The organism is Porticoccus sp., from assembly GCA_023261185.1.
Taxonomy (GTDB): Bacteria; Pseudomonadota; Gammaproteobacteria; order Pseudomonadales; family Porticoccaceae; genus Porticoccus; species Porticoccus litoralis.
The window spans coordinates 1-13876 of sequence record JALRJN010000088.1 but is presented as its reverse complement, the minus strand read 5'-3'; the positions used below and the strand labels follow the sequence as shown (position 1 = coordinate 13876).

General features: G+C 54.3%; 16 protein-coding genes. 1 reads left to right on the top strand and 15 read right to left on the bottom strand.

Annotated features, from left to right (window positions below; all coding sequences use genetic code 11):
- Positions 1-42: 42 nt before the first annotated feature.
- The 10 genes from tatC to ACYZYZ_RS08155 form a co-directional block, all read right to left on the bottom strand.
- Positions 43-840 (bottom strand): twin-arginine translocase subunit TatC, encoded by a 798-nt coding sequence (tatC, locus tag ACYZYZ_RS08200; protein WP_461483919.1) that lies wholly within the window; start codon positions 838-840, stop codon positions 43-45.
- A complete protein-coding gene (gene tatB, locus ACYZYZ_RS08195; RefSeq protein WP_461483918.1) occupies positions 837-1181 on the bottom strand; it encodes a Sec-independent protein translocase protein TatB in 345 nt (114 codons plus the stop codon). The genes tatC and tatB overlap by 4 nt, the downstream gene beginning before the upstream one ends.
- 47 nt (positions 1182-1228) lie before the next feature.
- The gene (gene tatA / locus ACYZYZ_RS08190; protein WP_461483917.1) at positions 1229-1444 is read right to left on the bottom strand and encodes a twin-arginine translocase TatA/TatE family subunit; all 216 of its coding nucleotides are present in this window, start codon (positions 1442-1444) and stop codon (positions 1229-1231) included.
- 26 nt (positions 1445-1470) lie between these two features.
- Entirely contained in the window at positions 1471-1797 is a 327-nt protein-coding gene (locus tag ACYZYZ_RS08185; protein ID WP_461483916.1) for a phosphoribosyl-ATP diphosphatase, read from the bottom strand.
- Positions 1794-2177, bottom strand: a complete 384-nt coding sequence (hisI, locus tag ACYZYZ_RS08180) for a phosphoribosyl-AMP cyclohydrolase (RefSeq protein ID WP_461483915.1) — start codon at positions 2175-2177, stop codon at positions 1794-1796. Before hisI ends, ACYZYZ_RS08185 begins: the two co-directional genes overlap by 4 nt.
- 53 nt (positions 2178-2230) lie before the next feature.
- Positions 2231-3841 (bottom strand): ubiquinone biosynthesis regulatory protein kinase UbiB, encoded by a 1611-nt coding sequence (ubiB, locus tag ACYZYZ_RS08175; protein WP_461483914.1) that lies wholly within the window; start codon positions 3839-3841, stop codon positions 2231-2233.
- A 2-nt stretch (positions 3842-3843) separates the two neighbouring features.
- Complete coding sequence (locus tag ACYZYZ_RS08170) at positions 3844-4506, bottom strand: ubiquinone biosynthesis accessory factor UbiJ (RefSeq protein ID WP_305169145.1); 663 nt, start codon at positions 4504-4506, stop codon at positions 3844-3846.
- Positions 4506-5255 carry a bifunctional demethylmenaquinone methyltransferase/2-methoxy-6-polyprenyl-1,4-benzoquinol methylase UbiE gene (gene ubiE, locus ACYZYZ_RS08165; RefSeq protein WP_461483913.1) on the bottom strand — a complete coding sequence of 250 codons (750 nt, stop codon included), beginning with the start codon at positions 5253-5255 and terminating at the stop codon, positions 4506-4508. The genes ACYZYZ_RS08170 and ubiE overlap by 1 nt, the downstream gene beginning before the upstream one ends.
- Before the next feature lie 121 nt (positions 5256-5376).
- Positions 5377-7086 (bottom strand): bifunctional ornithine lipid synthase OlsF, encoded by a 1710-nt coding sequence (gene olsF / locus ACYZYZ_RS08160; protein WP_461483912.1) that lies wholly within the window; start codon positions 7084-7086, stop codon positions 5377-5379.
- 80 nt (positions 7087-7166) lie between these two features.
- Complete coding sequence (locus ACYZYZ_RS08155) at positions 7167-7958, bottom strand: diguanylate cyclase domain-containing protein (protein WP_461483911.1); 792 nt, start codon at positions 7956-7958, stop codon at positions 7167-7169.
- A gap of 629 nt (positions 7959-8587) precedes the next feature.
- On the opposite strand from ACYZYZ_RS08155, the gene ACYZYZ_RS08150 reads away from it, so the two are divergent.
- Complete coding sequence (locus ACYZYZ_RS08150) at positions 8588-9784, top strand: acetyl-CoA hydrolase/transferase family protein (RefSeq protein ID WP_461483910.1); 1197 nt, start codon at positions 8588-8590, stop codon at positions 9782-9784.
- Between the two features lie 54 nt (positions 9785-9838).
- Here the strand turns inward: ACYZYZ_RS08150 and ACYZYZ_RS08145 are convergent, their stop codons facing one another.
- From ACYZYZ_RS08145 to htpX, 5 genes are all read right to left on the bottom strand, one after another.
- The gene (locus ACYZYZ_RS08145) at positions 9839-10234 is read right to left on the bottom strand and encodes a gamma-butyrobetaine hydroxylase family protein (protein ID WP_461483909.1); all 396 of its coding nucleotides are present in this window, start codon (positions 10232-10234) and stop codon (positions 9839-9841) included.
- A gap of 40 nt (positions 10235-10274) precedes the next feature.
- A complete protein-coding gene (gene hslU / locus ACYZYZ_RS08140) occupies positions 10275-11600 on the bottom strand; it encodes an ATP-dependent protease ATPase subunit HslU (protein ID WP_461483908.1) in 1326 nt (441 codons plus the stop codon).
- 107 nt (positions 11601-11707) lie between these two features.
- Positions 11708-12247, bottom strand: coding sequence for an ATP-dependent protease subunit HslV (hslV, locus tag ACYZYZ_RS08135; RefSeq protein WP_305169138.1), 540 nt, complete (start codon positions 12245-12247; stop codon positions 11708-11710).
- A gap of 87 nt (positions 12248-12334) precedes the next feature.
- Positions 12335-12676 (bottom strand): Rieske (2Fe-2S) protein, encoded by a 342-nt coding sequence (locus tag ACYZYZ_RS08130; protein WP_305169137.1) that lies wholly within the window; start codon positions 12674-12676, stop codon positions 12335-12337.
- The gene (htpX, locus tag ACYZYZ_RS08125; RefSeq protein ID WP_461483907.1) at positions 12676-13743 is read right to left on the bottom strand and encodes a protease HtpX; all 1068 of its coding nucleotides are present in this window, start codon (positions 13741-13743) and stop codon (positions 12676-12678) included. Before htpX ends, ACYZYZ_RS08130 begins: the two co-directional genes overlap by 1 nt.
- Positions 13744-13876: the final 133 nt, after the last annotated feature.

The window sequence follows — 13876 nt, the reverse complement described above, 5'->3', positions numbered from 1 at the left end:
AATCAGACGGTAACTGGCTCAGCATGTAGTTAACCGCCTGGGCTATTTCTTCACCCTGGGTGATCCTTGGTCCCCAGATCTTGGCATTGCCAATTCGGTGTCTGCAGTTTCCTCTGGCGGGTTGTACACCATCCGCCCAAAGAAAATACCGATTTCAAACAGTAGCCACATGGGCACAGCCAGCAGTGTTTGGGAAAGCACGTCTGGTGGTGTCAGCAGCATGCCGAACACGAAGCAGACCACAAATACGTAAGGGCGTTTACCGGCCAGTTTGTCGGGCTCAATCGCTCCTACCCAGGAGAGAATGACGACTCCGATGGGGATTTCAAAACTGATACCGAAGGCAAAAAACAGTTTCAGGACAAAATCCAGGTAGCTGCGAATATCGGTCATCACCGCAACTCCTTCGGGACCGATACTGGTGAAGAACATAAATACCAGTGGAAATACTACGTAATAGGCAAATGCCATCCCGCCATAGAAGAGCGCTACGCTGGAAAAGAACAGTGGTAGCACAATTATCTTTTCTTTTCGGTATAGCCCCGGGGCGACAAAAGCCCATACCTGGTAAAGGATAAAGGGCATGGCGGCGAATAGGGATAACACCATGGTCAACTTGAAGGGGGTCAGGAAAGGGGAGGCCACATCGGTGGCGATCATGGTGGACGATTCCGGCAGATGTACACGTAGCGGCTCGGAAATGTAGAGGTAAAGATCATTGCTAAAGGCAAATAAGCCGACGAAAATCAGCAGAATTACTACCAGGCAACGTACCAGGCGATTTCGAAGTTCGATGATATGGTCGACAAAGGGCTGGTTGAGCAATTCCTCGTTACTCATTTCTGATCCTGCTGGGGTGTCTCGCTGTTGTTGGGTGATGTCGAGTTTTCATTGCCTTCTGGGCTGGAAGAGATATCTTCTAACGTAGTGGCCTTGGAGCGTTCAAACGCCTCGGTACTTTCTTTGAGGTCTCGAAGAATTTTTTCGTTGTGAAGCTGGCGGCGAATGTCATCCATGCCCACTTCGTTTTCAAGGTCCCGTCGCAGGTTGCCAAACATCTGGCGGGCACGTCCCCACCACAGAGCGAGGGTACGCATGGCCTGGGGCAGGCGCTGTGGTCCCATCACCACTAAGGCCACTGCTGCAATCAGTAACAGTTCGGAGAAACCGATATCAAACATGGCTCAGTCACCGGCTCGTAGTGAGCCATCGTGCGCCTGGGGGAGGGTCATTCCGAAGAGCCTTTTTTGGCGTCTTTTACTTCGTCAGTTTCATTCTCCGCGGGTTTGTCCCCGGCAGCATCCGCACCGTCACTGGACACGGAGTCCTTGAAGCCTTTAACGGCACCCCCAAGGTCAGAGCCGAAGTTCTTCAGTTTTTTGGTGCCGAAGATGAGAGCAACGATCACCAGAATAATCAACAGTTCCTGCCAGCCAAAACCCATATAGATTTACCCCTAAGTCGAATTGGTCAACCCCGGCTGGCTTTTTCTTCCAGACCGGACAAATTGAAACGGCGCTCCAGCTCACGGAGTACCGAATCGGCATTTTCGCCCAAGTGCGAAAGCATCACCAGTGAGTGAAACCACAAATCTGCAGTTTCGTAGATGAGTTTGGAGGCGTCTGCTCCCTGAGCGACATCCCGTGCGGCAAGAATGGTTTCCACCGCTTCCTCACCGACTTTTTCAAGAATCTTGTTTAGCCCTTTTTCGTGCAGGCTGGCCACATAGGATTCCTCGGGTGAGGCCTGCTTGCGTTCTTCCAGAACCTGGGTGAGTTTCTCCAGTACATCGTTCATGAGTAGATTTCTCCGGGATCTTTCAGTACCGGGTCAACGGTGTGCCACTGACCATCTTTGAGCACCCTATAAAAGCATGATTCTCGACCAGTGTGGCAGGCTATGCCGCCCAACTGCTCGATTTGCAGAACAATGACATCACCATCGCAGTCGAGGCGAATCTCACTGACGGCCTGCATATGGCCTGACTCTTCACCCTTGCGCCACAATTTTTGCCGGGATCGAGACCAGTACACGGCGCGCTGTTCTTTGGCCGTCAGGCTCAACGCCTCACGGTTCATCCAGGCGACCATCAAAATACGACCGGATTTGGCGTCCTGGGCTACTGCCGGTAGCAGGCCATCTTCATTCCAGGCAATGTCATCAAGAAAGTCGGTCATAGGAGGCCATTATGACAGTTCAATACGCATCGGCAATACAGAGTTTCAGGTGTTTACCTGAATAGTAAAAGGACTATGCCTACGCCGGCGATTAGCAGACTACCGGTGGGCATCTGTAGCAATTGGTCCAGCCATTGAGGAAATGCGCTGCCAAGCCCGATGCCCACCAAGGCAGCACCAGCCCACAGTCGCCAGGGTGATTTGCAGTTGTCCGGGCGCGATATCGGGGGTGTTGATGGGGCATTTTCCCTGGCCTGCAACCGTTCCAATGTATGGAAAATCAATTGTGGCACCTGGGGAAATTGTTCCAGCCATTCCGGACCGTGACGCTTGAATTGCTCCACTAGTGCATTGGGTTGGAAGCGTTCTTTCAGCCAACGCTCCAGGAAAGGGTGGGCTGTGGCCCATAGGTCGAGATCGGGGTAGAGCTGCCGTCCCAGACCTTCGATATTCAACAGGGTTTTTTGTAACAGCACCAGTGAGGGCTGCACCTCCATGTCAAAGCGGCGGGCGGTGCGGAATAGGCTGACCAGCAGCTGTCCGAAGGATATCTCCCGCAACGGGCGTTCAAAAATGGGTTCGCAAACTGTGCGGATGGCCGCGGTAAATTCTCCGATATTGGTACCTTCCGGCACCCAGCCGGAGAGGACGTGCAGTTCGGCTACTTGCTGGTAGTCGCGCCGGAAAATGGCCAGCAGATTACGGGCCAGGTAGTACTGGTCCGCTTCAGTGAGGGTGCCCATGATGGCGCAGTCCACTGCCAGGTAGCGGGGCTGTTGCGGATTTTTGGCATCGACAAAGATATTGCCCGGATGCATATCAGCATGAAAGAAATTGTGTTCAAACACTTGGGTGAAGAAAATTTCTACCCCACGTTCCGCCAGGGTTTTGAAATTGGTCTGCTGCTGTTGGAGAGTGCTGACGTCGGTTACCGGGGTGGCGTAGATACGCTCCATCACCAGTACTTTTTCATTGGTGTGAGACCAGAACACTTCCGGCACGTAGAGCAGGGGAGAACCTTCAAAATTGCGTCTTAACAGTGAGGCGTTGGCACCTTCACGTTGCAGGTTCAGCTCATAAAAAATGGTATTTTTGTAATCGCTGACTACTTCCATGAGGCGCATGCGTCGCCCATCAATGGTGTTTTTTTCCAGCCAGCGAGCAATGGTGAACAGCAGTTTGATGTCCTGTTCGATGACTTTTTCGATACCAGGACGAATGGCCTTGACCACCACTTCCCGGCCATTGGGAAGCACCGCCGCATGTACCTGTGCCACTGAGGCAGAGGCCAGGGGTTCGCGGTCAAACTGCAGAAACAGATTGTCAATGCTGTCTCCCAGCGCCTCTTCGACAATGGCGACAAAGTGGGCCTTGTCAAAGGGCGGCACATTGTCCTGCAGCTTGTCCAGTTCACTGCAGATATCGGGTGGAATCAGGTCAGGTCGGGTGGAGAGTAGTTGACCAAACTTGATGAAGATCGGGCCGAGGTCTTCCAGTGCTTTTCGTAGCCGTTCACCCCGGGGAGCTGAAGGCTGTGGCAGCAGGCGGGTGCCGGCAAGTAGCAGGCGTGCACTGCGGGGTAATTTGTCTCTGTCAAAAAACAGGTCCAGACGGTAGCGGGTAACCGTGCGCAGGATGGTGCTGAGTCGGTGAATACGGGACATGATCAGCCTGTTTCGCCATCGCGTTGGTCTAGACGGACCTTCAGCCGGTTGATGTGGGCTGCCAGTCGGTCTGTATCTTCGGACAGTAGTTTTACTTTTTGACTGAAATGCGTCATTTCCGCGCGGCCGGGTGTGAGCTTGGCCTCTTCCTGGCTGAAAGCTGCTGCGGCACTGCCGGCACGCTCGGCGGCCTGTTTTTGCCAGTTGGCAGCGCTGCGCAGGGATTCCCCTACGAGGTGTGCCGGCACATCGCCGATCAACTTGGCCAGGGCCGCCTCCCAGTCCACCTCGAGGTTTGCAAAGATCCTGCGAATTTCCCTGAGTAGGTCGTGGTCGCCACGTACCTCCACCCCGGTGCCATAAAACGATACCCGATCCTGTCCGTCCACCGCCAGCGCCGCCAATGACAGTGCAGAGCCTTTCAGGGTCGTATCCGCCGTGCCCTCATAGTGGGACATCAGGCTTATTCCCTGTTCGGTATGAATGATGTGGAACGTCAGCGGGGGCAGCGTACATTCGACAGTGAGTACCTTGCCCGCCAGACAGGCAATGGACTGCAGCGTGGCCGGGTCGTAGGCCAGTGCGTTGTTAATGGCGGTTTCCACAGCCATCAGTGCACTGCTGTGCAGAGCCGACAGGGGGTTCTGTTTCAGGAAATCAAACATCAGGGTTTGAAGCCCCGGTGCAGGGCAACAATGCCGCCGGTCATGTTGTGGTATTCACAATTGGTAAACCCTGCCTCTTGCATCATGCCCTTGAGGGTTGGCTGGTCCGGGTGCATGCGAATGGATTCCGCCAGGTACTGATAGCTTTCAGCATCGTTGGCCACCAGTTTGCCCATGCGGGGTAACAGGTTAAACGAGTAGAAGTCGTAGGCTTTTCCGAGCAGATTGCTGGTGGGTTTGGAAAACTCCAGCACCAGCAAGCGGCCACCTGGTTTCAGCACCCGCAGCATGGAACGCAAGGCCAGATCCTTGTCGGTCACGTTGCGCAGACCAAAGGCGATAGTGATGCAATCAAACGTATTATCACCGAAGGGCAGGTACTGGGCATCGGCCTGGGCATAGCGGACGTTGCTGGCAACGCCGTGATCCATCAGCTTGTCCCGGCCTACTTTCAACATGGAGTCGTTGATATCCGCCAGTACCACCTCGCCATCTGGACCGACCAGGCGTGCAAACCTGGCCGCCAGGTCGCCGGTGCCCCCGGCAATATCCAGGATGCGCTGACCAGGTCGGACCCCGGACATCTCAATGGTAAATCGCTTCCAGAGGCGGTGAATACCCCCGGACATCAGGTCGTTCATCAGGTCATATTTTGCCGCCACAGAGTGGAAGACATCGGCCACGCGTGCGGCCTTTTCCTGGACGGGAACAGTTTTGTAACCGAAATGGGTGGTCTTGTTGTCAGTCATTGCCGGCTGCCGGATAAATAAAGGCCGACATTGTACACCGACACTGGCGGAGTGTCCCTTGGCGGGAGGCTCGTCAGCGGGTTTTCCTGACAGGGATCAATATCGTTGAGGCAGCTATGGATCAACCGATGTAGCGTTCCCGCTTCGACGATTTGAGGCGGGCCAGGTCGACGATGATCAAACCGTCTACACAGTTGGCAAAAGCTGGGTCGATGTTGAAACCGGCAAACTGCACGCCGCCCAGCTCACAGACTTCGGTGTACTGCTTGAACAGGGTGGGTACGCTCAGATTCATATGGGCCAGTTCGCTCTTCAACTGGGTGAATTCTGCCTTCTGGTCTTTTCCGGGGAATTTCTCCGCCAGCTCTTCCAGTCGCTCGGGGCTGATGCGATAGGGCAGGATGGGCTCCACCAGTTTTTGCAGGCTGGGATAGTGGCGGCTGTAGAAATACACCAGCATCTCCATGGCCCACTCCGGGTAGCTGTTGCTAAGGGTCACTGGACCGAACAAATAGCGGTAGTGGGGATTCTTGCGCAGAAAGGCACCGATGCCGTACCACAGGTAGTCGAGGCTGCGTCGGCCCCAGTACTTGGGTTGGACGAAGCTGCGACCCAGTTCCAGGCCCCGCTCCAGATAGGGTTTCATTGATGTGGTGTAGTGAAACAGTTCAGTGGAATAGAGCTGCTCTCTACCCATCTGTTCAAGGCTCAGGGTGGCGTCGCAGAATCGGTAGGCCCCGGCAATTTCCAGTTCCTGTTCGTCCCACAGTAGCAGGTGGAAATAGTGCTGGTCGTAGCCGTCGATATCCCGGCGGCTGCCGGTGCCTTCGCCTACAGCACGGAAAGCAATTTCCCGTAGCCTGCCCACTTCGCGCATGATCAGGGAGTCCGGCTGGTAACGGTAGAGGTAAATCTGCTTACCGTCACCGGTTTCACCCAGCAGTTCACAGCACTTGACTTCATCCCGGAGCAGAGCACGATTTTCCGGGTGGGCAATGGCGCTGACGGTGCCAAAAATACCCTTCTTGTCCTGACCGATGCGGTACAGGTGGCGTTTAAAAAGTTTGGTCTTTTCCCGCAAGGGCACGTTGATGCGCTGGTAGCTGTCGTAACTGACCGGTTCACCGATGCGTACGTCCACGCAGTTGCGTGCTTGCTTAAACATTTCCCGCACCAGCAGCAGAGTGGAGAGCGGTTTTACCAGCAGTGACACACTGTAAAAGAGTGCGGAATTCCGGCCATCCACAAACACCGGCAGCACCGGTGCCTTGCTGTGGATGGCCATACGCAGAAAGCCACTGCGCCACTGACCATCGCGTATGCCTTGGGGTCCGAAACGGGATACTTCCCCGGCGGGAAAGATAATCACGGCACCCTCGTTGTCCAGGTGCTCACGGATGGCTGTTAGGTTCTGTCGGGTAGTGTTTCCGCCCATGTTATCCACCGGCAGCAGCAGCTTGTGAAGGGGCTTGATGGTAAACAACAGTTCGTTGGCCACCACCTTCACGTCCGGCCGTGTTTCTCTTACCAGCTTCAGTAGTGCCAGTCCGTCGAGGGAGCCGATAGGATGGTTGGCGATAATGACTACCCGGCCTTGGGCGGGAATGCGATGGCGTTCATGGTCGCGTACGGTGTAGCGGAAGTCGAAGTAATCCAGTACTTGTTCGACGAAATCAAAGCCGTGTAGGTAGGGATAGTCCTGTTCAAATTGTTGGAAGCTCTGTTCCCGGAACAGCATTCGCAATACACGGATAATGGGTCGTACCAGCTTGGGGTGGCGCTGGTAAAAACCGGGGTAACGATCCTGGATAAAATTTTCGACATTAAGCATGACTGGCTCTGCTCCTTTTCTGCCAGCCTATAACGGTTTGGTGACAATTTTTTGATGGAGTGATGTCAGAATTGTGTCAGTCAGGATGTGGTGGTGTGCATTTCCGGCAACAGTATCTGCTCCCGGAAAATAACGGCTCGGGCCTTTCCCGCTTTTTTTGCCTGATACATGGCGGCATCGGCTTCATTGATCAGTGTATCGGCTGTGATGTTAGGGTCGAGGTCAATAAAGCGGATGCCAATACTGGCAGAGACACTCAATGTTTCACCGTTGAACTCGACGGTTTTTACCACAGCGTCTAAGAGTCTTTTTGCCACGAACTTTGACCTAGCAAGCGCTTCATCCGATTGTCTCCCCAGGTTGCTGAGTACGACGACAAATTCATCTCCTCCCAGCCGGCCGACGATATCTTCCGTGCGCACGATGGCCTGCAGGCGTTGGGCAATTTCCACCAGTACCGCATCACCGGCCTCGTGGCCGTGCCGGTCGTTAATGGGTTTAAAACCGTCGAGATCCATCACCATCAGGGCGCCGTGCAGATCGTGTCGTTGAGCATTGGCCAGAGTTTTTCCTACATGCACAGAGATGAGACGCCGGTTGGCCAGCTTGGTCAGGGGGTCGAGGCAGGAGATATATTCAATCTGGTTCAGGGCATTCTGGTATGCGCAGACATAGGGCTTCACAACCCAGAAATAAATTATCGGCGTGGAAATCACCACCAGCGCAAAGGCGTTCAGTGTTGATGCCTGGAACGTACTCAATTCAAGGGCCAGACTGTTATATAACGCCCTGACCAGAAATTCTGCGCCGAGTACCACCCCGACAACACGTACTGTTACCTGGAGCTTGCTGGGCAGATCGAATTTTTTCATGAAAGCGCAACGGCACTCATCACTTTATGAGTCTTTGATCATATTTCCCTTGCCGAGAGATAACAACCGACATTGGTGAAAAAGCTATATCAGTGATGTCACCGGCCGTACGTACTTGAGTCCAGTTGCGGTGGGAGTTTGTCAAATGTCGCTATACCGTTGGGAACAACAGCCCAATCAGCGACTAGCTTCAGTTAAAGACAGCATGCTCAGTGATGTGCTTATACTTTGCCTTACCTGATGAAGCCCCGCTGAGCCCGGCGTAACAAATGTTACTGGATAAACCGAAGAGTTAACCCATGGTGCATAAGGTGAGTAAGGTTCAGGGTGTAATGGTTCGCCGCCACATTCTGAATATGCTCGATGGTAAACTTGCAGAAATGTCAGCCTGCAGCAAGCAGATCCTGTGAACAGCCTTCTGATGGGGGGTTATCCTTGTTGCCTTAACCCAACCCTTTACCATTGACGTTGAGGCGCAGGGTTCATCCAAACGACATATATTCAGATTAGAATGGTCCCGATCACTTCCCGGACATTCAGAGAGAAACAACGCTATGCCCGTCATCTGTGCAACCGCTGAAGCAGCTCTTGCCCCCATACGCTCGTCAGACCGCATCTGGTGCCACTCCATGGCGGCAACTCCTTATAAAATGCTGGAAGCCCTGGCAGTAAAAGCAAAGGATCTTAAGGATATCCAGCTGTTACAGCTGCACCTGGAGCACGCGGAAGCGGTCTGTCAGCCGGAACTGGATGGACACCTGCGCAACCGCTGCTACTTTGTCAGCCACAGCACGCGAGAGTTGGTGAATCAGGGCAAGGCGGATTATGTGCCCATGTTCCTCTCGGAAATACCGAAAATGCTTCGCAATGGCCGCCAGCCGGTGGATGTGGCTCTGATTCAGGTATCACCGCCGGACCGCCACGGCAATTGCTCTCTGGGGGTGTCGGTGGAAGCCACGCTGGCTGCCACCAGTGTGGCCAAGACGATCATCGCACAGATAAATCCGCAGATGCCCCGCACCCATGGTGATGCAGCTATTCCGTTTGACACGATTGATTACGCCGTCGAAATTGACAGTGATATTCCCTGTCTGGACGTGGGAACCCCCAACCAGACACATTTGCAGATTGGACGCCTGGTTGCAGAGCTGATTCGCGATGGAGATTGCCTGCAGTTGGGCATTGGGGCAATCCCGGATGCGGTATTAGCCCATCTTGATGGTCATCGACATCTCGGTATCCATACGGAGATGTTTTCCAGTGGTGTCTTGCCGTTGATGGAGAAGGGTGTCGTCGATAACAGCAATAAGGTCGTTCATCCGGGGAAAATAGTCACCAGTTTCGTGCTCGGTTCACGGGCGCTGTATGACTTTGTGGATGACAACACCGAAGTTGTTTTTCTCGATACTGAATACGTGAACAATCCCGCAGTGATTCGCAAAAATCCCCGGGTGATGTCCATCAACAGTGCGATCCAGGTGGATTTGAGTGGCCAGGTGTGTGCTGATTCCATCGGCGACCGGGTTTACTCGGGCTTCGGTGGGCAGGTGGATTTTGTGACCGGATCTCAGATGTCAGAAGGTGGGCGTTCCATCATCGCTTTGCCAGCCACTGCGTTGTCAGGCAAGCAGTCGCGCATCGTTAGCCACCTGGCCAGTGGTGCAGGGGTGGTGACATCCCGAGCCCAAGTGGATTACGTGGTCACAGAGTTTGGTGTGGCGCATTTATACGGGGCCAGTCTAAAGGAACGGGCTGAAAAGCTTATCAATATTGCGCACCCGGACTTTCGAGAGGCTCTGGCAGCGGCGCACCGACAGGCTGGTTGAGCTAAATCTGATGATTCCGACTGTAATGATACGGAGTGTTAAGTTCGTTGAGGCCTAGTTTTTTGGACTGCGCGGGTCCATTAGCTTTACGGGTTGGGTGTTGGCATCTCGAAATTTCCCCGATTGGGTCAGCTTGTCTAGGTAATGTTGCCAGTACTGTTCATGGTTTTGGGCGAGATCTCTCAGGTAATCCCAGCTGAAGATGCCACTGTTATGGCCGTCACTGAATGTCAGTGTCAGGGCGTAGTTGCCGGAGGCAGCGGCGCCCGTGACCTGGATACCCTGTTTGCCGTGTTGAAGTACTTCCTGTCCGGGACCATGTCCTTTCACCTCCGCACTGGGTGAATGAACCCTCAGGTATTCACCCGACATGGTAAAGCATGCCCCATCCGGATACTCCAGGGTGAGGCTGCCATCTTCCTTGCCAACTTTTACTTTATTGGGCAACACAATGATTTGCCTTTACGTTTGACGAGCAGAATGTACTGAATTAGAGAATAAACCGAGACAGGTCTTCATCTCGGGATATTTCCGTGAGCTGCTGGTCAACAAATGTCGCATCAATATTCACGGGCTCGTCTTTGCCACCCCGATCCGATGCCTCGAAAGAAATGTCTTCCAGCAGCCTCTCCATCAGTGTGTGCAGGCGTCGGGCGCCAATATTCTCGGTGCGCTCATTGACCTCAAAGGCAATCTCCGCAATGCGTTTAACACCGTCCGGCTGGAAGTTGACGTTTAACGCTTCTGTCGCCAGTAGCTCCCTGTACTGCTCGGTGAGGGAGGCGTTGGGTTCGGTGAGAATGCGCTCAAAATCCTCGCTGCTGAGGGATTGCAGCTCCACACGAATGGGCAGTCTGCCCTGTAGCTCGGGGATCAGGTCAGAGGGTTTAGAAAAATGGAATGCCCCTGAGGCAATGAACAGAATGTGGTCGGTCTTGATCATGCCGTACTTGGTGGTGACGGTGCTGCCTTCAATCAGTGGCAGCAGATCCCGTTGTACGCCCTCACGGGAGACATCGGCGCCGGAGGTCTCGCCGCGTTTGGCGACCTTGTCGATCTCGTCGATAAAGACGATGCCGTTTTGTTCGGCCGATTCCACAGCGCGAACTTTCAGCTCCTCTTCGTTGACCATGCTTACAGCCTGCTCTTCGGTCAGTTGTTTCATCGCCTGGGCTACAGTGACCTTTTTACGCTGCTTTTTGTCTTTGCCCAGATTGGAAAACATGTTTTGCAACTGATTGGTCATTTCTTCCATGCCGGGGGGCGCCATGATTTCAACGCCCATGGGAGTGGCGCTGATATCAATTTCAATCTCCTTGTCATCCAGTTCGCCCTGACGCAGTTTCTTGCGGAAAACCTGGCGGGTACTGGACTCTGCCTCACTGGATTCCCCGTCCCTGGCAGGTGGCAACAGAGCGTCGAGAACCAGTTCCTCGGCAGCATCCATTGCCCGTTGCTGAACCTTGTGCATTTCACTTTCGCGCAATAGTTTGACGGAGGTTTCAACCAGGTCGCGGATAATGGATTCCACATCTTTGCCCACATAGCCGACCTCGGTAAATTTGGTCGCTTCAACCTTGACGAATGGGGCGTTGGCCAGTCGCGCCAAGCGGCGGGCGATTTCGGTTTTGCCGACCCCTGTGGGGCCGATCATCAAAATATTTTTAGGGGTTACTTCGTTGCGCAGCTCGGGTTCAAGCTGCATGCGCCGCCAGCGATTTCGCAGGGCGATGGCCACGGCCCGTTTGGCGGCATCCTGGCCGATAATATGGCGGTCCAGTTCGTGAACAATTTCTCGGGGAGTCATATTGGACATGCTGTAAATCTCTCTGATACCGGCCGCATCATCTGGTGTGTCTGTGCTGGGCCGGAAATAACTTTTCAATCAATGCCAAGGGGGGGGGGTACCACCTTTGGCATTGATCAGTAATCCAGTTCTTCGATGGTGCGATTGTGGTTTGTGTAGATGCAGATATCGCCAGCGATTTCCAGGCCTTTTTCGACAATGGATTTTGCGTCGAGCTCGGTATTTTCCAATAGAGCTCGGGCCGCAGACTGGGCGAAGGCCCCGCCGGAGCCGATGGCGATCAAGTCATTTTCAGGTTGGATCACATCGCCGTTGCCAGTGATGATCAGGGAGGCCTCCTTGTCGGCCACAGCCAGTAATGCCTCGAGCTTTCTCAGAATGCGGTCAGAACGCCAGTCTTTGGCCAGCTCTACCGCTGCCCGGGTCAGGTTACCCCGGTGCTGCTCTAGTTTGGCTTCAAAGCGTTCAAACAGGGTAAAGGCATCGGCTGTACCACCGGCAAAGCCCGCGATGACCTGATCATTGTGCAAGCGACGAACTTTGCGCGCATTGCCTTTCATGACGGTGTTGCCCAGGGTCACCTGGCCGTCGCCACCGATAACTACCTTGCCGTTGCGACGTACGGAAAGAATGGTGGTGCCTCGATATTGTTCCAAAAGAATCTCCTGTGGATTTGTTCTGGGTAGCTGCCTGAGTCGATAGATGGGGGCGTAGCCGGTGAATTCAATGGTTAAACTCGCTGATTAACGAGATCTTTCCAGATCGTCCGCGAGGTAGACCTCGCCATTAATCAGTGTGCAGGATTTGGCCTTTAGAGATTGGTTGTGGCAGGGGCCTGCCACACAGAGGCCGCTGTCTATTTCAAAAAGGGCACCATGGGTGCTGCACTGAATATATTCTTTTTCCAGATCCAGAAACTGGCCTGGTATCAGGTTGAGGGGCGCCCCGATATGGGGGCAACTGTTGCGAAAAACCTGTACTGATTGTCCGCGACGTACGGCAAAGCAGGCCTCGCCCTCAATCTCCAGGTCAATGCCGCCTGGGTTGGGTATGTCTTCCAGGCGGCAGAGAGGACTGGCCGTCATCAAACGCCCCGGCGCAGGGCTTCAATACGCTCATCCAGTGGCGGGTGAGACATGAACAGGCGAGTCGCGTGCTGTTTCCAGCCACTGGAGATGCCGAAGGCGGTCAGTGTGTCGGGCATCTGGTTGGGGACATGGGCCTGGGTTTCTTCCTGCAGGCGTTGCAGCGCAGAAATCATCGCACCGCGGCCGGCCAGATGCGCACCGGCAGCGTCGGCGCGGAATTCCCGCCAGCGTGAAAACCACATGACGATCATGGAGGCGAAAATACCCAGTATGACCTGTAATACCATCACGGTGACAAAGTAACCGATGCCGTAGCCGCGTTCATTTTTGAACACCGCCTTGTCGATGATGGAGCCCAGAATACGGGCAAAGAACATCACGAAGGTGTTCAGCACACCCTGAACCAGGGACAGGGTGACCATATCGCCGTTGGCAACGTGGCCAATTTCATGGGCCAGGACGGCGCGCACTTCTTCCTTGTCGAAGCGGTGCAGAAGACCTTCGCTGACAGCTACCAGTGCGTTGTTCTTGTTCCAACCTGTGGCAAACGCATTCGATTGCTGTGCTGGAAAAATACCTACTTCCGGCATGCCGATGCCGGCTTTGTTGGCCAGATCACTGACGGTTTCCATCAGCCAGCGTTCGTCCGGTGTCCGGGGTTGCTCGATGAGTTTAGTGCCGGTACTCATCTTTGCCATCCACTTGGATATCAGCAGGGAGACAAAGGAACCGCCAAAGCCGAACAGGCCGCACATGACGAGCAACTGGGACAACAAAAGCCAGCCCCTGCGCAAGCCCAGCCATCTCGTGAGCACAGGCAATGGGAGTCGGTCAACCAACGGCGCCCACACAAATTTGAACGAGTAGCCCAGCGCGGCCCAGCTGAAGAAAGTCACGGTTGCGCGTTCCACGCCCGCCTCCCGCAACCACAACGACAAAGACGAAAAGATCAACAAAATGGGAATGCCTGCCGAGAACCCCAAACACAGCATGATCAGGGTTTTGCGATCGGCGATGATGGCAAGGCTCTCACGCCAGCCCACGCGCACAGGTGAGGTGTTCATACGGTGCAGGTTGATCGTTGGGCGGGTGAAGTGATCAAGTGCCGCCCACGTAAGGGTTGCTTACACGCTCTCGGCCAAAAGTGCTTTCAGGACCGTGCCCTGGAATAAACACGGTCTCGTTGCCGAGTGGCCA

Excerpts from the sequence above, each read along its gene's own strand:
- htpX (WP_461483907.1), bottom strand. The coding sequence starts at position 13,743 with ATGAACACCTCACCTGTGCGCGTGGGCTGGCGTGAGAGCCTTGCCATC.
- tatB (WP_461483918.1), bottom strand. The coding sequence starts at position 1,181 with ATGTTTGATATCGGTTTCTCCGAACTGTTACTGATTGCAGCAGTGGCC.
- ubiE (WP_461483913.1), bottom strand. The coding sequence starts at position 5,255 with ATGACTGACAACAAGACCACCCATTTCGGTTACAAAACTGTTCCCGTC.
- tatC (WP_461483919.1), bottom strand. The coding sequence starts at position 840 with ATGAGTAACGAGGAATTGCTCAACCAGCCCTTTGTCGACCATATCATC.
- hslU (WP_461483908.1), bottom strand. The coding sequence starts at position 11,600 with ATGTCCAATATGACTCCCCGAGAAATTGTTCACGAACTGGACCGCCAT.
- ACYZYZ_RS08155 (WP_461483911.1), bottom strand. The coding sequence starts at position 7,958 with ATGAAAAAATTCGATCTGCCCAGCAAGCTCCAGGTAACAGTACGTGTT.
- ACYZYZ_RS08150 (WP_461483910.1), top strand. The coding sequence starts at position 8,588 with ATGGCGGCAACTCCTTATAAAATGCTGGAAGCCCTGGCAGTAAAAGCA.
- ubiB (WP_461483914.1), bottom strand. The coding sequence starts at position 3,841 with ATGTCCCGTATTCACCGACTCAGCACCATCCTGCGCACGGTTACCCGC.
- hisI (WP_461483915.1), bottom strand. The coding sequence starts at position 2,177 with ATGACCGACTTTCTTGATGACATTGCCTGGAATGAAGATGGCCTGCTA.
- ACYZYZ_RS08130 (WP_305169137.1), bottom strand. The coding sequence starts at position 12,676 with ATGACGGCCAGTCCTCTCTGCCGCCTGGAAGACATACCCAACCCAGGC.
- ACYZYZ_RS08185 (WP_461483916.1), bottom strand. The coding sequence starts at position 1,797 with ATGAACGATGTACTGGAGAAACTCACCCAGGTTCTGGAAGAACGCAAG.
- tatA (WP_461483917.1), bottom strand. The coding sequence starts at position 1,444 with ATGGGTTTTGGCTGGCAGGAACTGTTGATTATTCTGGTGATCGTTGCT.
- olsF (WP_461483912.1), bottom strand. The coding sequence starts at position 7,086 with ATGCTTAATGTCGAAAATTTTATCCAGGATCGTTACCCCGGTTTTTAC.
- ACYZYZ_RS08170 (WP_305169145.1), bottom strand. The coding sequence starts at position 4,506 with ATGTTTGATTTCCTGAAACAGAACCCCCTGTCGGCTCTGCACAGCAGT.